Source organism: Verrucomicrobiia bacterium, from assembly GCA_035765895.1.
Lineage (GTDB): Bacteria > Verrucomicrobiota > Verrucomicrobiia > Limisphaerales > DSYF01 > DSYF01.
In genome coordinates this window covers 1-20,262 of the sequence record DASTWL010000065.1, presented here as the reverse complement: position 1 = coordinate 20,262, position 20,262 = coordinate 1, and the positions used below count along the sequence as shown (strand labels likewise).

The 20,262-nt window shown below is 63.2% G+C and carries 12 protein-coding genes; 10 read left to right on the top strand and 2 right to left on the bottom strand.

Translation table 11 applies throughout. From position 1 onward, the window contains the following. Nucleotides 1-23 precede the first annotated feature (23 nt). Complete coding sequence (locus VFV96_13235) at nucleotides 24-548, top strand: ACT domain-containing protein (protein ID HEU5071363.1); 525 nt, start codon at nucleotides 24-26, stop codon at nucleotides 546-548. A 92-nt stretch (nucleotides 549-640) separates the two neighbouring features. On the opposite strand, the gene VFV96_13230 is transcribed toward VFV96_13235, so the two are convergent. Then, nucleotides 641-2,350, bottom strand: a complete 1,710-nt coding sequence (locus tag VFV96_13230) for a hypothetical protein (protein ID HEU5071362.1) — start codon at nucleotides 2,348-2,350, stop codon at nucleotides 641-643. Nucleotides 2,351-2,356: 6 nt separating this feature from the next. After that, a complete protein-coding gene (gene metG / locus VFV96_13225) occupies nucleotides 2,357-3,913 on the bottom strand; it encodes a methionine--tRNA ligase (protein HEU5071361.1) in 1,557 nt (518 codons plus the stop codon). A 123-nt stretch (nucleotides 3,914-4,036) separates the two neighbouring features. Between metG and VFV96_13220 the strand changes: the two genes are divergently transcribed. From VFV96_13220 to VFV96_13180, 9 genes are all read left to right on the top strand, one after another. Then, the gene (locus tag VFV96_13220; GenBank protein ID HEU5071360.1) at nucleotides 4,037-5,446 is read left to right on the top strand and encodes a Gfo/Idh/MocA family oxidoreductase; all 1,410 of its coding nucleotides are present in this window, start codon (nucleotides 4,037-4,039) and stop codon (nucleotides 5,444-5,446) included. Between the two features lie 329 nt (nucleotides 5,447-5,775). After that, nucleotides 5,776-7,263 (top strand): sialate O-acetylesterase, encoded by a 1,488-nt coding sequence (locus VFV96_13215; protein HEU5071359.1) that lies wholly within the window; start codon nucleotides 5,776-5,778, stop codon nucleotides 7,261-7,263. Continuing rightward, nucleotides 7,260-8,474 carry an oligogalacturonate lyase family protein gene (locus VFV96_13210; protein HEU5071358.1) on the top strand — a complete coding sequence of 405 codons (1,215 nt, stop codon included), beginning with the start codon at nucleotides 7,260-7,262 and terminating at the stop codon, nucleotides 8,472-8,474. The genes VFV96_13215 and VFV96_13210 overlap by 4 nt, the downstream gene beginning before the upstream one ends. Nucleotides 8,475-8,503: 29 nt before the next feature. Next, complete coding sequence (locus VFV96_13205; GenBank protein ID HEU5071357.1) at nucleotides 8,504-9,865, top strand: glycoside hydrolase family 28 protein; 1,362 nt, start codon at nucleotides 8,504-8,506, stop codon at nucleotides 9,863-9,865. A gap of 27 nt (nucleotides 9,866-9,892) precedes the next feature. Next, nucleotides 9,893-12,988, top strand: coding sequence for a rhamnogalacturonan lyase B N-terminal domain-containing protein (locus tag VFV96_13200; GenBank protein HEU5071356.1), 3,096 nt, complete (start codon nucleotides 9,893-9,895; stop codon nucleotides 12,986-12,988). 282 nt (nucleotides 12,989-13,270) lie between these two features. Beyond that, nucleotides 13,271-13,744, top strand: a complete 474-nt coding sequence (locus VFV96_13195) for a hypothetical protein (GenBank protein ID HEU5071355.1) — start codon at nucleotides 13,271-13,273, stop codon at nucleotides 13,742-13,744. A gap of 134 nt (nucleotides 13,745-13,878) precedes the next feature. After that, nucleotides 13,879-16,110 carry a hypothetical protein gene (locus VFV96_13190; GenBank protein HEU5071354.1) on the top strand — a complete coding sequence of 744 codons (2,232 nt, stop codon included), beginning with the start codon at nucleotides 13,879-13,881 and terminating at the stop codon, nucleotides 16,108-16,110. A 153-nt stretch (nucleotides 16,111-16,263) separates the two neighbouring features. Further along, complete coding sequence (gene galB / locus VFV96_13185) at nucleotides 16,264-18,843, top strand: beta-galactosidase GalB (protein HEU5071353.1); 2,580 nt, start codon at nucleotides 16,264-16,266, stop codon at nucleotides 18,841-18,843. Nucleotides 18,844-19,020: 177 nt separating this feature from the next. Next, nucleotides 19,021-20,262: glycoside hydrolase family 2 TIM barrel-domain containing protein (locus VFV96_13180; protein ID HEU5071352.1), on the top strand; the 1,242-nt coding region annotated here is incomplete at its 3' end.

Sequence of the window (20,262 nt, the reverse complement as noted above, 5' to 3'; positions counted from 1 at the left end):
GGGCGAGCGCGTAAGACCACGGCATGCAACGCACGCTCGTCATGACCATCATCGGACCGGACCGGCCGGGCCTCGTCGAATCCGTCGCCCGCCTGGTCCGTCAGCATCAGGGCAACTGGCTGGAAAGCCGGATGTCACGCCTCGGCGGCCAGTTCGCCGGCATCCTCCGCGTGCAGGTTCCGGCGGAAGCCGAAGCCGCCTTGACGCGGGCGCTGAGCGGGCTGGCCAGCCGGGGCCTGTCCGTCGTGGTGCAGCCGGACCAGACCACCGCGGCGCCCGTTCCCGCCGAGTCGCGCCAACTGGAACTCATCGGTCAGGACCGGCCTGGCATCGTGCAGGAAATCACCAGCGCCCTGGCCCGGCACGGTGTGAACGTTGAGGAGTTGGAAACGGAATGCGTCAGCGCCGCGATGTCGGGCGAAACGCTGTTCAAGGCGCGGGCCAGAGTGCTCGTTCCGGTCTCCGCCAACGTGGCCGCATTGAAGGCGGAACTGGAAAAAATCGCGTCGGACTTGATCGTCGAAGTGGCCTTTCTGAAGCTGGCCTGAGTGACCGGCGGCGACGTTCGGGCTGAATTCAGGTCAAAGCGACTCGCGTCATTCATTTGAAGGCACTCCGAATTCCGGGAAGCGGCCGGAAATCAAGGGGCAATGTATTGCGCATACGCCCGTGCACCGAGGTAGGCGTAGCCCTGATTCTCCTCCGTCGTGCCGGCCAACAGCGCGTGGATGAAGCCGTTGCGTTCCACCAATACCGTGTGCCAGATCTTCCGCTCGGGATTCGTGCGCAGATAAAATGCGATGCGGCCATCGGCGGTTGATTCCGTGCGCTGGCTGTCGTTGGTCCGGCTGATGAAGCCAAATTGGCGGCCGAAATCCTCGCGCATTGCCGCACTGCGTCCCCACGTGCCGCCCGCCGCACTGACAAACGGTTTGCCGTTGAGCAGCGCCGCGGAATCCTCGTAGGCAAATACCAGCAGCCGGCGGTCCGCGTCGGCCTGCAACCAGTTGACAATTTTATCCCGATGTTTGGTTGTGTCGTAGGCGTAGTTGGCATCGAGCCAGGCGATGCGGTGAAGTTCGGGAGGCAGGCTGGCAACCGATTCGAGATAGCCAAAGATGAAACTGCCGCCGCCGCTGTGTGCGCTGAGCACGAACCCGTCATCGTTGGATGAAAACGCCGAACGCACGGCTTGGACGATGCCGGGGAGCGCTGCGTTGCCGTGTCGTTTGCGCCACGCGGGCCAGCTCAGTCCCCCGGCTTCGAGGTAAGCCACGCCCAGGCGCGTTCCGGGCAACGTCGCCCGGACAAAGCGCGTCTGCGCCGCGATGTGTTGAATGTCATAACGCCATTCGTTGGTGTCGTGCGTCCGGCGGCCCGCAGTTTGCTCGATGGTGTTGCCGTTCGGCAGCGCAAACAGGACCAGCAACTCATTCGTGGCCGGAGCGGCATCGGCGGGCACATTGAGACGGACACGCACCTCCGGATCGAGAGTGAACTCGCTTTCGCGTTCACCAAAACGATTGGTTGTTGTGACGGTCGGTGCGTTGGTGCTAGTGGCATTCGGCTTCGTGCCCGGCGGCCAGGTGGTGGCGTAGCGGGGCGCATTCGTCAGCACGTCAGGCAAACGCACCGGCAGGCCGTCGAGCAGGGCTGCCTTCGCCACGAGCCGGATGCCGTGGCTGTAATCCGCCCACGTGGCGGCATGTTTGGTGAAAAGCGGCTGGATGGGCTGACCGTTCAAGCGGTGCCAGCCATAAATCGCAACCCGGTTGGGATCATGCGGCGCGAGCACGACGTCCTTTTTTTGACCGGCAATGAGGCCACGGCGGGTGCCCAACTGCGCCTGGATCTGCGCCTGATGCTCGATGAACGCGGCCACCGTGGTCATGGCCGGGCCGGGCGCCAGCGGCTGCGGTTCGAGCTTCACCGCAGCGGTGCGCCAGATGGCGTCCACGATCGCGGACGTCGGCAACGAACAGTCCAGTGCGTCGGCGATTTGCTGGGCGGTCATGGGCGTCAATGGCACGCGCAGAAAGTTGGTGTCGTCGCCCACGGCGAGGTAATCCGGCGTCACCCAGCAGGTGAGCACGTGCCGGATGCCGCGCGTTTCATTGGTCAATGTCACTGGTTGCAGCGTGCGCAAAACATTGGGCACGTTGCCGGACGTGATTTCCTGAAAGAGCCGGGCTTCGCGTTGCGGCAAGTCCAGATCGCGGACTTCATTGGCCAGCTCCACTCCTCCCAATGCCCCGGCTGGCCGTGGCGGGAGGTTCAGGTGAGGAGCGGGTTGTGCCGCCGCCGGCCACGCGAGCAGCGCAGCAACGGCGATGGCCAGCAACCCGTTCATGCCGGGTCAAACTTCCTTCCGCGGAAAGAGCGGGGCGGGGGCGCCGATGGCGTGACCGCCTGACAAGACGCCCCAGGCCGCGGCGGCGAGCTGGTTGGGCTCGCCGGCCAGCCCAAGCTGCTCGTAAATCCGGGTCGCGGTGGCGGGCAGGAACGGCCACAGCAACACGGCAATAACGCGGCAGGCTTCGGCGAGGTTGTAGAGCACTTCGTCGAGGCGCCGGGCTTGGGCGGGATCCTTCGCGAGTTTGAAAGGCGCCGTCTGGTCCACGTATTGGTTGGCGCGGGTGATGAACCCCCAGATGCTTTGCAGGGCCGCCTGCAATTCGTGCTGTTGCAATTGTGCGCGGACGTCGGCCACGGCCTTGGTTGCGTCGGCGGCCAGGTCGCCGGCTGGCGCGGGCACCACACCATTGCGATAGCGCTTGAGCATGGAAAGCGAGCGGTTGACGAGATTGCCAAGGCCGTTGGCCAGTTCTGCCTGATAGCGGGCGCGAAAACCGGCGTCGGTCCAGTTGCCGTCCGGACCGATGGCCAGCTCGCGCAGCACGTAAAAGCGAAATGCATCGAGCCCCCATTCATCAATGACGGCGAGGGGATCCACGATGTTGCCCGTGCTCTTGCTGATCTTGGCGCCTTCCTTCTGCCACCAGCCGTGCGCGAGGATTTGCCCGGGCAGTGCCAGTCCTGCGGCCTTGAGCATGATGGGCCAATAGACGGCGTGGAATTTGAGGATGTCCTTGCCGATGACGTGAATGTCGGCCGGCCAGAGCGAGGCGGGCACGAGGCCCGGACTGGGCGTCAGGTTGAGCGGACCGCAGATTGCCGGGTCGCCGAGCGAAGCGGGAACGGTGATGTAATTGGTGAGCGCATCGAACCAGACATAGGTGACGTATTCCGGGTCGAAGGGCAGGGGAATGCCCCAGCTCAACCGCGAGGCCGGCCGCGTGATGCACAAGTCTTCGAGCGTCTCGGATTTCAAGAAGCCGAGCACTTCGTTGCGCCGGTAATCGGGCTGCACGAACTGCGGATTGGCCTCGATGTAGTCAATCAGCCATTGCTGATGCTGGCCCATTTTGAAATACCAGTTTTCCTCAACCAGTTCGTTCACCTGGCCCCATTGGGGATGCCACGTGCCGTCCGGATTGCGGTCCTTTTCAGTCAGGAACGTCTCTTCCTTCACCGAATAAAAGCCGCGGTAAGCTTCCTTGTAGAGGTCACCCTGTTGATGAAGTTTGGTGAGAATGGCGCTGACGACGTGTTTGTGCCGGGCTTCCGTGGTGCGGACAAAATCGTCGTTGGCCAGGCCGAGTTTGCCGGCGAAGCTCCGCCAGATCACCGCCAGCTCGTCGCAGTAGGCCTGGGCCGACTTGCCCTCGGCCTGCGCGGCTTGCTGCACCTTCTGGCCGTGCTCATCGATGCCGGTCAGAAAAAAAACGTCCTGTCCCAGGCTGCGCCGGGACCGGGCAATCACGTCGGTGATGACTTTTTCGTAGGCGTGGCCGAGGTGCGGCGCGCCGTTCACGTAGTCAATCGCCGTGGTCAAATAAAACCGCTTGTTCATGTGGCCCGGAGTGTAGGGCGCGGATTGGGAATTTCCAATTTGCAAATCGCCGGGGTGGCTTCGCCGGGCGCGTGTATTTTTTTGCTCGAATTAACGGCGGGTTTGGGGCGTCATGTCGCAACCATGAAACACCTCCCTCCCCGGAAGCAGCTCAGCCGTCGTCATTTCATCGCCACCACCGGTCTCGCCGCCCTCGCCGCACCGACCATTCTCACCGGTTGCGCCAGCGCGGGCGGACGCCGCCGTGCCCCGTCCGAGCGCATCACCTTGGGCGTGGTGGGCTGGGGCATGATGGGCCCGAGCAACACGCACGCATTCCTTGACCTGCCGGACTGCCAGGTGGTTGCGGCCTGCGACCTCGACAAGAACCATCTCGCTGGCGCCGTCAACACGATCAACCAGCACTACGGCAATCAGGATTGCGCCGCGTATCATGACTTCCGCGAGTTGATGGCCCGCCGCGACATCGATGCCGTGATGCTCGCCGTGCCCGATCACTGGCACGCGCTGGTGGCTGTTGAGGCGGCCAAGCACGGCAAGGACATCTACGGCGAGAAGCCGCTCGCCAAGACAATTGCCGAACAGCAGGCCATCGTGCGCGCCGTGCACAAGCACAAGGTCATCTGGCAGACGGGGTCGTGGCAGCGTTCGGTCGCCAATTTCCACAAGGCGGCGGAAATCGTCCGCAACGGCATGATCGGCAAGGTCACGCACGTGGAGGTCGGTCTGCCCGCGGGGCACCATGATTTTGCCGGCACGGAGCCGGCGTTCCTGCAAAAGCTGTCCGGGTTGCCGGAGAAAATCACGAGCCCGGCGCAGGTGCTGCCCGGCACCGATGCGTGGAAGCTTTCCGCCAGCACGCCGCCGCCGGAACTGGACTACGATTTCTGGATCGGCCCGTCGCAGATGGAGGATTACATCCAGGCGCGCGTTCACATGAACTGGCGCTGGAATTACAACACGGGTGGCGGCCAGTTGATGGACTGGGTCGGCCATCATTGCGACATTGCGCACTGGGGCATGGGCTTCGATTACAACGGGCCCTCCGAGATCGAAGGCCACGGTGAATTTCCCGATCCCAAGGCGGTTTGGAACACCTGCACCAAGTATCGCATCGAGCTGCAATACCCGCAGAACATCACCATGACGATGGCCGGCGGACACGCGGACATCCGGAGCGGCACGAAGTGGATCGGCACCGACGGCTGGGTCTGGGTGGATCGCGGCGGTTTCGACGCCTCCAATCCCGAATGGAAGGATTGGAAATACGTGCCGGACGAACTGCGCAAGGTGAAGCTCATCAAATCATCCAACCACCAGCGCAATTTCATCGAGAGTGTGAAATCCCGGAAGCCCACGATCACCCCGGCCGAAGTGGCGCATCACTCGACCATCCCCGGCCACCTGGGGCTCATCTCCATGCTGGTGGGGCGGAAGATTCGTTGGAGCGTGGCCAAGGAAGTCATTCTCGGCGATCCAGAAGCGTCCAAACTGCTGTCCCGCGGATTTCGTTCCCCGTGGCATCTCGGTTGAGCGGGTCGCCAGAATTGGCGACTCCCTTTGGCCGCCGAAAGGAATAGTGTCAGGGGCGGGACGCGGGCGTCCAAAGGTGACTCCGCGTCGCCCCAGGGGTTGGGGTAATGCTGGAGCCGGTTCTTATGGAACCGGCTCCGTTTTTTTGCTGCCAGGTCGCGGGCGTGAGGCGGCTCGAACGGATACCCCACCCACTCACCAATTTTGGCGACTACGAAATCCCCCGCTTCCGGTTAGTTTCACAGCCGAGCCAAGCCGCGCACACGATATGCCTTATCACTGGTCCAAGCGCGATTTTGTCGGACGACGGGTGTGGTTCATCAAAACGCATGAGCAGAAGTTTTACGATCCGGTCGGTGGGGTGGTTGTGTTTTCTGGGCCTCGCGGCTTCCGCGTGGGCAGCGCTCTCCCTGCCGCATGTAATTAACAGCAACATGGTCCTGCAACGCGACCAGCCGGTGCCCATTTGGGGATGGGCCACGCCGCGGGCGCCGGTCACAGTGGTCTTTGCCGGCCAGACGCGGCGAGCCACGGCGGATGCCAACGGCCGCTGGCAGGTGCGATTGCGGCGGCTCACAACCGCGAATGTGCCGGCAACAATGACCATCTCGGGCGACGGCTCGGTCATTACCCTGACCAATCTGCTGGTCGGCGAAGTCTGGCTCTGTTCGGGGCAGTCCAACATGGAAAAACCCATCGGCCTCCAGCGCGGTCAGAAGCCGGTGGGAAATTTTGAGGCGGAACTCGCAACCGGCGATGCTTACCCGGACATCCGTCTTTTCAAGGCGCAACGCGTCATGGCGGCGACGCCCGCGTCGGATGTGGCGGGAACCTGGACGGTGTGCAGTTCCAACTCGCTCGATGCACTGAAGTTTTCGGCGGCGGCCTATTTTTTTGCGCGCAAGCTGCACCAGGAACTCGGAGTGCCCATCGGCCTGGTTGAATCTGCCTGGGGCGGCACCCGCGTGGAGCCCTGGACGCCGCCGGAGGGTTTCCGCTCCGTTGCGGCGGTGGCGTCGCTGGCCGGGTTTTCTCCCGGCACCAACAAGCTCGTCAACACGATGCCCGGCGTGCTCTACAACGGGATGATTGCGCCGCTCAAACCATTCGCCCTGCGCGGCGTGCTCTGGTATCAGGGCGAATCCAACTGCATGGATGTCAATGACGGCGACGCCTACGCAGCCAAGTTCGAGGCGCTCATCCGCGGCTGGCGCAAACTCTGGAGGCAGGGGGATTTTCCGTTCTACTACGTGCAACTCGCGCCTTACTCGTATTACAGCAACCGCCCCACGCCGCGCGTTGTCTCTCCCGAGGAGTTGCCTGAAATTTGGGAAGCGCAGACGCATTGCCTCCGACTGCCGCACACCGGCATGGCGGTCATCACCGACACCGTCAACAATTTGAAGGACATTCATCCCACGGACAAACAGGACGTGGGCCTGCGCCTGGCACTGCTCGCATTGAACCGCACTTATGGGCAAAGAAACGTCGTCTGCACCGGGCCGCTGTTTGATGGCGCGCGGATCCAGTCCGACCGGATCGTTGTCAGGTTTCGCGGGACCGATGCCGGCCTGGTTGCCCGGGACGGACAGCCGTTGAATTCGTTCACCATCGCGGGAGCAGACGGCCGGTTTGTCCCGGCCAACGCGCGCATTGACGGCGATTCCGTTGTGGTGTCGAGCCCGGCGGTCGCCTCGCCCAAAGCGGTGCGGTTCGGATGGCATGAACTGGCGCAGCCGAACCTGGCCAATGGCGCCGGACTGCCGGCCTCGTCGTTCCGCACGGACAATCCGTGGGCGAAGAAAGGCGGCTGGTGAAAACGATCGCTGTTCTCGGCGCCGCCGGACTGAGCGCGCTCATCACGGTGACGGGCTGTCGCACCGGTGCAGCGGACAAAACCGCCGGACTGCGCGATGACTGGATTGACCCCGCGACAGGCCATCGGGTCATCCGACTCTCCCGCCTGCCCGGTGAAAGCCAGAGTTTCTACTTTCATCAGGAGGCGTTCACGCCGTCGGGGGACAAGATGGTGTTTGAGAACACCCAGGCGGGCGCCAGCAACCGCCTTTACAGCGTGGATCTCGAGACGCTGCGCCTCGAATCGCTGACTGAGGCGGGTGCCGGGCAGGGCGTGGTAGCCCGGCATAGCCGCCGCGTGTATTACCAACGCGGTCGGGAGGTTTGCGCCACCGACATTGACACCAAGGCCACCCGCGTCGTCGCCACGCTGCCGCCGGGCTGGCACATCTCGACGTTGAACGCCGACGAAACCCTGCTCGCCGGGACTTATGTGGAGTCCGGCCCGCGCATCGAGACGCGCGGCCGGCCCAAATCGGAATGGTTCAACACGATCTTCGCGGCGAAGCGTCCCCAGCAACTGTTCACGGTGGATGTGAGTTCCGGCCGGACGCATTCATTTTACCGGTATGAAGGCTGGCTTGGGCACGTGCAGTTTTCGCCCACCGATCCGACCTTGTTGATGTTTTGTCATGAAGGTCCGTGGCATCTGGTGGACCGCATCTGGCAGATTCGCACGGATGGTTCCGGACTCCGCCTCATGCACTCCCGCACCATGCCAATGGAAATCGCCGGCCACGAATTCTGGAGCCCGGATGGCAGGACGGCGTGGTTCGACCTGCAAATGCCGCGCGGCCAGACGTTCTTCCTCGCCGGGGTGAATCTCGCCACCGGTCGCGAGACGCGTTACCCCCTGGCGCGGGATGAATGGTCGGTGCACTACAACATCTCCCGCGACCAACGCCGGTTTGCCGGGGATGGCGGCGGTCCCGGCAACGTGGCGCATGCGACCGACGGCAAATGGATCTGGCTGTTCACGCCGCAGGCCGATGGCACGTTGCGCGGCGAGCACCTCGTCAACATGGCCGGGCACAATTACCAACTGGAGCCGAATGTGCATTTCACTCCCGATGGCCAGTGGATCGTGTTCCGCGGGAATTTCGACGGTTCGCCGCAGGTCTATGCGGTCGAAGTGGCGCCGGCCCAAACCGCAGGCAACGGGAGCAAGTGAAAGTGGCAGCAATGATTGGCAGAGTGAGCGTGAAGGGATTGTTGGCCGGGCTGGTGCTCGGCGGACTGCTGGCTGGCTGCACCCGAGCCACACCGGCTGCGCCCGCGCGGCGCAGCATCACCGAATTTGGCGCCGTCGGCGACGGCCGGACGCTCAACACGGCCGCGATTCAACGGGCCATTGACCGTTGCGCCGCGGCGGGTGGGGCCACCTTGGTGGTGCCCAAGGGAACGTTTGTCACCGGCTCGATTTTCTTGAAGCCGGGCGTGAACCTGTGTGTGGAACAGGACGCCGTGCTGAAGGGTTCCGAAAATACGAACGATTATCCGTGGATCAACACGCGCATTGCCGGGCTGGAAATGAAATGGCCCGCGGCGCTCATCAACGCGGATTCGGTCACCAATCTGGTGTTGTCCGGCCCGGGCACCATCGACGGCTCGGGTCTGCGCTGGTGGCAGGAATACTGGGGCGTGCGCCGCGCCGAACCGGACGGCCTCGACCCGCATTTCAAGGTTGGCCGGCCGCGGCTCGTGCACATCATCCGCTCGCGAAACGTCACCGTGCGCGACGTGTTGATGAAGGATTCCGCCTTCTGGCACCTGCAACTGACCTATTGCGACGGCGTGTTGGTGGATGGCCTCAAGGTGCGGGCCCACCACGACGGCGTGAAGGCGGCCAGTTCGGACGGCATTGACATCGATTCCACCTGCAACGTGGTCATCACGAACTGCGACATTGTCTGCGACGACGATGCGATTTGTTTGAAGGCCGGCCGTGACGCCGACGGGTTGCGGGTGAACCGGCCCACCGAGAACGTGGTGGTGCAAAACTGCCGCGTGGGCCACGCCGCCGGGCTGGTCGTCATTGGCAGCGAGACGTCGGGCGGGATTCGCCACGTGCGCGTGTCGGATTGCCGGGCCGAAGACGGCTGTCAGGAAGTCGTGCGGTTCAAGACGAAGATGGACCGCGGAGGCGTGGTGGAGGACATCGTTTACGAGAACATCGAGGCGGACGGGATTGCGTCCGTGTTCAACTTCAACATGAACGCGCTGGCCAAGACGTGGCTGCCCGAGGCATTTCGCACGCCCGTGCCGCCGGAGATCGGCACGCCGGTGTTTCGCGACATCACCGTGCGCAACCTCAGGGCGACGCACTGCCAGTCTGCCGGCCGGCTGGTGGGCCTTCCCGAAAGCCCGCTCCGCAACGTGACGCTGGAGAACGTGAGCATCGACGCGGCCAGCGGCTTCACCGTGGAACACGCGACAGGGCTGAAGTTCGTCAACGTGCGGGTGAATGGCGAAGTGGTGAGCGCGCCCGAGGACACCGCCGTGCGCACCGCCGCCGGCCCGAGCAACCCATCGCCCCGGCAAAGCGCCCGCGGCGTGAACTAACCTTCATTCGTCGTGTCATTGGCTTTCATGAGTTCACGGTGGCGAACCGCGCAGGAAAGCATCCGGCGATGCCGGCTGGCTTTGTTTGTCCTCGCGCTGGCCGCCGGTCTTTTGATTTCGGGGGAGGTGAGAGCCGCGTTTGGGCTGACCACGGCGGCTGATTATTACCAGGTGGATACCGGCGCCGGTTTGGTCTTCAAGGTCCGCCGCACGGACAATGGTTCGAGCACGCAGTCGGCCGGCGACCTGATGAGCCTGGTTTACAACGGCGTCGAGTATCAGGACCAGTCGCGCGGCTCGCAGATCAACTCCGGCTTCGACTGGATTTACAACTACACCAACCTCGTGACCGTCAGCGCCACGGTTTACGGCACGAACCACCTCAAAATCACCGTCGTGAGCGGCGACCCCGCCAGCGGGCAGGGCGTGTTGACCCATTACTACCTGGCGCGGAACGGCGATCCGGTCATCTACATGGCCACGCATTTCACGCAGGAGCCGGAGGCGCAGGCATTGTGCCGGTTCATCGTCCGCATCCCGTCCAGCCTGCTGCCCAACGGTCCGCCGCCGTCGGACATCCGCAACAACACCGGCGCCATCGAATCCGGCGACATCTTCGGCATGGCCGACGGCACCACGCGCTCGAAGCATTATTCCAACATGCGCCTGCTGGACTGGGCCTTCATCGGCGCGACGGGCAACAACGTCGGCGTCTTCATGGACCGGAGCAGTCACGAAGGTGATTCCGGCGGGCCCTTCTATCGCAGCCTGTTGAACCAGTGCGGCACCGACCAGGAAATCACCTACATCATCAACTACGGCGAAGGGCAGACCGAGCCGTTTCGCACCAACATCCTGAACGGCCCGTATGCGCTGGTGTTCACCGGCGGCGGACTACCGGAAACCAATCTGGATTATTCTTGGATCGAAACCGGCGGCTTGAACCTGGTCGGATGGGTTCCCGCCGCCGGCCGCGGCATCGTCAAAGGCACGGTCGCTGGCGTGCCCGCAGGCTTTCAGCCGGTCGTGGGCTTCGCGAACGAGCAGGCGCAATACTGGACCGTGGCCGGGACAAACGGCGGTTTCACTTCGCTGTTGATGCTGCCGGGCACCTATACGGCGACGCTTTACAAACAGGAACTCGCCGTGGCCACCGCGCCGGTGAGCGTGAGCGCGGGGATGACGAACACGTTGAATCTCGTTTCGACCGCGCCCGCGCCAACGTTCATCTGGAAGCTTGGCGAATGGGACGGCACGCCCGCCGGCCTGTTGAACGCCGACCGGCTCACGACCATGCATCCGTCGGACGTGCGGATGAGCAACTGGGCGCCGTGGCCCTTCGTCATCGAGAGCAACAGCGCCAGCCAGTTTCCGTGCGTGCAATTCCGCGGCACGAACTCACCCGCCGTCATCCAATTCAACCTGGCCGCGAATCAAATCACGCCGCTGACCTTGCGCCTCGGCACGACCTGCGCCTACAACGGCGGCCGCCCGCAGATTACCGTCAACAGTTGGAACTCGTCCTACTCCGGCGCGCCGTCGCAGCCTAAGACGCGCAGCATCACCGTCGGCACGTATCGGGAGAATAATTACCTCTATACGTTCAACATTCCGGCCAGCGCGCTCGTCGTGGGGCAGAACACACTGCAAATCAATCCCGTGAGCGGCTCGGGCGACCTCGGCCCGTGGCTGAGCGCGAGCTGGGCTTACGACTGCCTCGAACTGGACGGTCCGGTCGCGAACGCGCCGTCCCCGCCCATTGGACTGGCAGCCCGGCCGGACAACGCGCGCGTCGTCCTGACGTGGAGCGGTTCGCCCGCCGCGGCCAGTTACAACGTCAAACGCTCCGGTGCCGCCGGCGGACCGTTTATCACGATTGCCAGCGGCGTGCCGGCGCCCGTTTACACCGATGCCACCGTCACGAACGGCGTGCCGTATTACTACGTCGTGTCGGCGGTCAACGTCGCGGGCGAAAGCGGCAATTCATCCGTCGTGACCACGCACCCGTTCGACCTCTACGCGCACTGGACGTTCGATGAGACCGACGGCTCGACGGCTGCGGATGATGCCGGCACCAACGCGGCCGCGCTCGGCTCCGGGGCGAATTGGGTGGCCGGAAAGTCGGGCAACGCCGTTCATCTCGACGGCACCGCGAATGGCTTCGTGCGCCTGCCGACGGGCGTGGTCAGCAACCTGAACGACTTCACCATCGCCGCGTGGGTCAAGCTGGACACGCTGGTCCCGTGGTCGCGCGTCTTCGATTTCGGTTCGGGCACGGGCACCTACATGTTCCTGACCCCGGCGAGCTACGGCGGCAACACCGTCCGCTATGCAATCACGCGGCGCTCGAACGGGAGCGAGGAACAGATCAACTGCCCGACGGTGCTGACGACCGGCGTCTGGCATCACGTGGCGGTGACGCTTACGGGCCCGGTCGGCATCCTTTATGTGGACGGCGCGCCGGTGGGAACGAACAGCGCGATGACGCTGCGGCCTTCCACCTTGGGCAACACCGTGTCGAACTACCTGGGCCGGTCGCAGTGGAGCGATCCCGGCATGGCCGGCGCGGTGGATGAGTTGCGCATTTACAACCGCGCGTTGAGTGCGGCGGAAATTTCCCAGCTGACTGTTCCGCCCGCCGCGCCTGCGAATCTGATGGCGCTCGCTGGCGATGCACAGGTGGAGCTGCAATGGACCACCGCCCCCAACGCGGCCAGTTACCACGTGAAACGCGCCCCGGCGCCGGCCGGTCCTTACACCACGCTGACGAACGTGGCCGGAACCAGCGTGGTCAGCGCGCCGCTGACCAACGGCACGCTGTATTACTTCACGGTGTCGGCGCTCAACGTAGCGGGCGAAAGCGCTGATTCCGCGCCCGTCGCCGCCCGCCCGGTGTCCGCGAGTCCGCCGCAACTGGGCGTGACGGCGAACGCCGGTCAGTTGCAGTTGCTCTGGCCGTCGGACCATACCGGCTGGGTCTTGCAGGCGCAGACCAACGCGCCCGGCGCCGGCTTGGGCACGAACTGGTTCATCCTCTCCGACTCCACGCAAACGAACCGGTTCACGTTGCCATTCGACCCCGCCCACGGCAGCCTGTTCTTCCGGCTGCGCGCGCCGTATTGAATATGCTTTTGACGACCTCGGGAACCGGCAGCAGACTCGGGCGGGTGGCGACCAGAACGGTCAGAATCTGCAAACGAATAACTACACCGTGACCCTGCTCAATCAATACACCAATCGGACCGTGGCCGGGGTCGTGGATGTAATGGGGATGGCGCTGGTGACCAATTCAGTGGCGGTGAACGGCCAGACGTCTTATCGCCAGGGTGAGTGGTATCCAATAGCAATTCTTAATGGGCTAGTTTCATAACTACAAAGATGAATATTTTCTTTTATACTTTTAACATGAAAGCAATCGTGAAGGTGGATAAAGTCTGGTTGGCATTGTTATCGGCAATCTTTATCATTTCTGGATGCACATCAGTAAATTCAATTGATAATAATCGTAATGAGGCAAACCAGTCAAAGTCGGTTCCTAAGGAAGTGAAGCGTGAGTTCGATTTATCGTGTTGGGCGCCCGACGGTAAGATTGGATTGCTTCTTTCCACAGACAGGCGCCGCCTCGCTTTTATAGTGAGCAAGCCATCAGGCTCCAGAAGTCTTACAATGCTATCAGGCGGAGAATTTGGTATTACGTCAGGTTTAGCCTACTCAAATACCGGACGCATTGCGGTATTTGACCACATGAAATTCAGTTACATGGTCAGCAACGAATATCATTTTGTAGCAACGGACGTAAACGCAATAGATAGTTACGATGTTCAGATTGAAGTGTGTGATGAAGGTGTTAAAAGCATGGGCGTTAATCCCCTTCGGTGACTGAGATTTTCCTGCCCTCGCCCCTTCTCGCGCTGGCCGCTCCTTCGCCCAGACTCCCGCCAGAGCTGCTAGGCAGGCTGTTGAAAATGTCTCACGTGAATTGAACACGAGGGATTTAAGTGCGTCTGAAAACCATGCGCGGCAAACTTCAAGTAGGCCTCACCCGGCCTCATGACGGCATGTTTCCGTTTCGTGCAACGCGTGCCTTCGTTCTTCTCCTGGCCGCCCTCAACACCGGGGCCGCGGCCCGCAATGCCTCCGCTGAACCCATCGACCGGCACGCGCTGGTTACGCGGCACAACATCGTCCTGACCCGCGCCGATCCGCTCACGCCGTTGTCGGTCGGCAACGGCGAGTTTGCCTTCACGGCGGACATCACGGGCCTGCAAACGTTCCCGGAGTTCCATGCACAAGGCATGCGCCTGGCCACGATGTCGCAGTGGGGCTGGCATAGTTTTCCGAACCCGGAAAACTTTACGCTGAAGGATGTGCTGGTGAATTACGACACCCACGGCCGGCCGGTGCCGTATGCCGACGGCGCGGTGGACGGCGAAAGTGATCCCGGGAAATCCTCGCGCGCGCACGCGGCGAGCCAGTGGTTGCGGGCCAACCCGCACCGGCTGGATCTGGCGCGCATCGGTCTGCGGTTGCAGCATGCGGATGGTTCGCCCGTGGCCATCACGAACCTGGCCGCCCCGGTGCAGACGCTGGATTTGTGGTCCGGCTTGCTGGAAAGCCGCTTCACGTTGGACGGCCAGCCGGTGCGCGTGCTGACTGTCTGCCATCCGGAGCGCGACTTGATGGCCGTCCGCATCGAGTCGCCGTTGCTGGCCACGCCGCAACTCCGCGTGCGTCTCGCCTTTCCCTACGCGGCGGGCGACTGGTTGAATGCGGACGATTGGAATCATCCGGAGCGGCATGAAACGCGCCTGACGCGTCATGGCCGGCGCGTGGATTTTGCCCGGCAGTTGGACGCGACGACGTATTCGGTCGCGCTGGCGTTCAGCCGGGGCGCGACTCTGGAAACCGCCGGCTCGCACGAGTTCATCCTGGCCGCCTCAGCGGAAGCCGCGACCGGCAGGGGCGGAGTGACGGCGCTGGAATTCGTGGCCGCGTTTTCGCCGCAGCCGAAGATTGGCGGGCTGCCGGATTTCGCCGCGGTCAAACGGGCGGCGGCAAAACATTGGGTGCAGTTTTGGAAGGACGGCGGCGCCATCGACCTGTCGGGCAGCAAGGACGCGCGCTGGTTTGAACTGGAACGGCGCATTGTGCTGTCGCAATACCTCACGGCCATCAACTGCGCCGGTTCGATGCCGCCGCAGGAAACGGGGTTGGTGGAGAACAGTTGGTTCGGCAAACCGCATCTCGAAATGCACTGGTGGCACGCCGCGCATTTTGCGTTGTGGGGACGCGAGGCCCTGCTCGAACGCAGCCTGCCGTGGTATCAGAAGATTCTCCCGGCCGCGCGCGAACTGGCCCATTCGCAGGGCTACGTCGGCGCGCGCTGGCCGAAGATGACTGATCCGGCCGGCGACCAGTCGCCCAGCAGCATCGCGGCGTTTCTCATCTGGGAACAGCCGCATCCCATCTTCTACGCCGAACTGTTGCGACGCGCGCATCCGGGCCGCCGGACGCTGGAAAAGTATCGCGACCTCGTGTTTGAAACCGCTGATTTCATGGCGGATTACGCGGTCTGGGACCGGGCAGGGAATCGTTACGTGCTCGGGCCGCCGGTGATTCCGGCCCAGGAAAGTTACGGGAAGGACCGGGCGAAGATTTTCAATCCCACCTACGAACTCGCCTACTGGCAGTGGGCCCTGAACGTGGCGCGGGCGTGGCGGCGGGAACTGGGGCTGCCGCCGCAGGTCAAATGGGACGATGTGGCGGCGCACCTGGCGCAACCTACAATTCGCGACGGCGTTTACGCGGCGATTGAAACGCCGCCTTACACGGTGACGCACGATCATCCGTCCATGTTATGCGCACTCGGGGTGCTGCCACCGACGGATTTGATCCAGCCGGCCACGATGCGGGCGACGCTCGACCGCGTTTGGCAGACGTGGGACTGGCCCAGCACGTGGGGCTGGGATTATCCGGTGCTGGCCATGACCGCCGCGCGCGTCGGTGAACCCGAGCGGGCCTTGGATGCGTTGTTTCTCGACACGCCAAAAAACCATTTCCTGGCCAACGGCCATAATTATCAGCGTCCCAATCTGCCGCTGTATCTGCCCGGCAATGGTGGCCTGCTTTACGCCACCGCCATGATGGCCGCCGGTTGGGACGGTGCGCCGCAACGAAACGCACCGGGCTTTCCTGACAATGGCCAGTGGGTGGTGCGCGCCGAAGGCTTGCGGCGGGCGCCTTGAACTACATCCCAACCGAACATGCGCGTCCAGCACACTTGGACATTGAATTCGGCGCGATATTCCTGCATCAAAGGCCGAACTATGCGACGCCCAACAAATCCCCTTCGCCCGCTTTTCGTCCGTTTGGTTGTCTTCCCAAGTCTCGCCTGTGTGATGGCCGGGTTGTGCACGGCCTGGGCCGGGCGGGAACGCCTTTCCTTCGACGACGGCTGGCGGTTCACCAAGGACGATCCGGCGGGCGTGACCAACCAACTGAGCTACGCCACGCTCAAGCCGTGGCTGCTGCCGACGGCGGCGCCGTTCAAGGCGGATGAAGCCCAGCGCGCGACCCGTCCCGAGGGCAATGTCGGTGCCGACGTGGCCTACACGCAGCCGGACTTTGCGGACGCCAACTGGCGCGCCGTGACGTTGCCGCACGACTGGGCGATTGAAGGCCCGTTCCAGCAGGAATACCCGGGTGAAACCGGCAAGCTGAAGTGGTGGGGGCCGGTCTGGTATCGCAAGCACTTTACGCTGCCCGCCGCCGACGCGGGCAAGCAAATCTACCTCGATGTGGACGGCGCGATGTCTTACGCGAGCGTGTGGTTGAACGGCCAGTTCGTGGGCGGCTGGCCTTACGGTTATGCGTCGTGGCAGGTGGATTTGACGCCGTTCGTGAAGGCGGGCGCGGAGAACGTCATCGCCATCCGGCTCGACACGCCGCCGGAATCCTCCCGCTGGTATCCTGGCGCCGGCCTCTATCGCAATGTCTGGCTCGTCAAGACGGCGCCCCTGCATGTGGGGCATTGGGGCGTGTTTGTGACCACGCCGCAGGTCAACGCCGCCTCGGCCAGTGTGCTGGTAAAGGTCGACGTGCAGAACAACCTCGCCAAGGACGTGGACGCTGACGTCGAAACAGCGCTTTACCCGTTGAACGCCGATGGCAAACGCACGGGCAAGGCCGTGGCCACGATGCTTATGGGCGGATTGAAAATCGCACCGGGCGAAGCTTCGCTGGCGGAGGAAACCATGGTGATTCCCAAGCCCAGGCTGTGGAGCGTGGCCCAGCCGAACCGCTACGTCGCCGTGACGACGGTCAAACAGGGCGGCCAGGTCGTTGACCAGGTGGAAACGCCCTTTGGCATTCGCACGATTCAATTCACGACCGACAACGGGTTTCTGCTCAACGGCGAGCGGCTGCGCCTCAACGGCGTTTGCGACCACCACGATCTGGGGGCGCTCGGCGCCGCCATCAACACCCGCGCGTTGCAACGGCAGTTGGAGATTTTGCGGGCGATGGGCTGCAACGCCATTCGCACCAGCCACAATCCGCCGGCGCCCGAGCTGCTGGACCTCTGCGATCGCATGGGCTTCGTCGTCATGGACGAGGCCTTCGATGCGTGGCAGATGCGGAAGAAGCGCAACGACTACAACCTGCTCTACAACGACTGGCACGAAGCCGACGTGCGGGCCTGGCTCCGGCGCGACCGCAACCATCCGTGCGTGATTTTGTGGAGCATCGGCAACGAGATTCCCGAGCAGGCGAACCCCGGCCATTTCAACGTGGCCCGCGACCTGGCGGAAATCGTCCACAGCGAGGACACCACGCGGCCCGTGACGGCGGGTTGCAACCACACCGAGGCCGGTTACAACGGCTTTCAAAAGATTGTGGACGTGTTCGGCTACAACTACAAACCCGGCGAATACGCAAAATTCCGCGCGGCGAATCCGGGCATTCCGCTGTTTGCCAGCGAAACCTCGTCGTGCGTCAGCTCGCGCGGCGAATATTTTTTCCCCGTCAGCAACGACAAGTCCAAGGGCCTGGCGGATTTTCAAGTCAGCTCCTACGACTTGTATGCCCCGCCCTGGGCGATGCCGCCGGACACGGAGTTTCGCGGGCAGGATAAGAATGCGTTCGTGGCGGGTGAGTTCGTCTGGACCGGGTTCGATTATCTCGGGGAGCCCACGCCCTACAACGCGGACCTGAGCAACCTGAACAACTACTCGAATCCCGCCGACAAGGCGCGCGCCGAAAAAGAACTGCAGGAGCTGGGCCGGATTCGCACGCCGTCGCGCAGCAGCTATTTCGGCATCGTCGATCTCGCGGGCTTCCCCAAGGATCGCTATTACCTGTATCAGGCGCACTGGCGGCCGGACTTCCCGATGGCGCACATTCTGCCGCATTGGAACTGGCCCGAACGCGTGGGGCAGGTGACGCCCGTCCACGTTTACACCAGCGGCGACGAGGCGGAGCTGTTCCTCAACGGCAAATCGCTCGGCCGGAAAAAGAAGGGGCCGCTCGAATACCGCCTGCGGTGGGACGACGTCGTCTATCAACCCGGCGAACTCAAGGTTGTCGCCTACAAGAACGGCAAAAAGTGGGCGACCGACGTGATGAAAACAACCGGGCCGGCGACGAAGCTCCTCCTGTCGCCCGACCGCGCGAAGCTGACGGCGGACGGCCGGGATTTGTCGTTCGTCACGGTGAAGGTGGCCGACAAGGCCGGACTCATGGTGCCGCGCGCGAACAATGAAATCCATTTCCGCGTCGAGGGACCGGGTGAGATTGTCGCCACCGACAACGGCGACGCGACGAGCTTTGAATCCTTCCAGGCACCGCAGCGCAAGGCTTTCAACGGGCTCGCGCTCGTCATCGTGCGCGCCAAGGCTGGCCAGCCCGGCAAGATCACGTTGATTGCGGAATCAGCGGGGCTCAAGCCGGCTACAGTGACGCTGCGTGGCGTGAAGCCGTGAGGCGAGCGCTTGCGACCCGGCTCGGGCAAAATCTTTTGTCGCTGTCGCCAGAAGTGGTGACAAGACAGCCCCGCGTTTTGTGGCGAGGCTCTGAAGCAAATGACACCACTCGGGCCGGGCACATGGCGATTTTCGTCCTTCCCCAATCGGTTGGGATTCCGGTTGCACTGCCGGATTTTGACGGCGCTGCTCGTCTCACTGGGACTGCTGGCGGCCAGAGCGCAGACGAACCGCAATCCGATGGCCGACGGCGGGAATGGCTCCGGTTACGACATGGCGCCCGAAACATCCGCGGCCGTCGCGGCGGCCACGATGCCGCGCACCAGCCTGAGTTTCGATCCCGGCTGGCGCTTCTTCAAAGGCGACGCAAAGGGCGCGGAAGCGGCCGTGTTCGATGACTCCGCCTGGCGCACGCTGGATCTGCCGCATGATTGGAGCATCGAAGGCCCGTTTGCGAAGACGAACAAAACGGGCGGGGCGGGGGCCTTTCTGCCCTCGGGAGTGGGTTGGTATCGCAAGGCGTTCACCCTGCCGGCCAGTGCGGCAAAGCAGTGTGTGTTCGTCGAGTTTGATGGCATCATGGCGAACAGCGACGTGTGGATCAACGGCCACCGGCTTGGCCATCGTCCCAACGGTTACGTCAGTTTTCGCTACGAACTCACGCCGCAGCTCAAGTTTGAGGCGGGTGCCACGAACCTGCTCGCGGTGCGCGCCGACACGTCGGCGCAGCCGGCTTCCCGCTGGTATTCCGGCGCGGGCATCTACCGGCATGTGCGATTGGTGACCACGGACCCGGTGCATTTTGATGATCACGCCACGTTCATTTCCACGCCGGTCATTGAAACCAACCGGGCCGTCATCCGGGTGCAAACCACCGTGTGCAACACGTCGGGCCAGGACCGGGAAATCACGGTTCGCGCCCGGATTCAGGGACCGCCGCATTCGGCGCCGGACGGGCGTTACGCGTGTTCGGGTGATTCTGGTTTGGTGACGGTTCGCGCCGGGAAAACGGCTGATGTGTCGTTCGACGTGACGCTGCCTTGGGCGCCGCAGCTTTGGGATGTCACGCATCCGGATTTGCATACGGCCGTGGTGCAGGTAAACACAGCGGGTCAGACGCTCGATGAAGAAACGCTGGCCTTCGGCATCCGCGACGCGAAGTTTACCGCGGAGCAAGGCTTTGTCCTGAACGGTCGCAAGGTGCTGCTCAAGGGCGTCTGCCTGCATCACGACGGCGGCGCGCTGGGGGCCGCCGTGCCGTTGAGCGTCTGGGAGCGGCGGCTGAAGGGGCTGCAGGAGCTGGGGGTGAATGCCATTCGGACCAGCCACAATCCGGTGGCGCCCGAGTTTCTCGACCTGTGCGACCGGCTGGGCTTGCTGGTGATGGACGAGTTCTTCGATTGCTGGACCGTGGGCAAG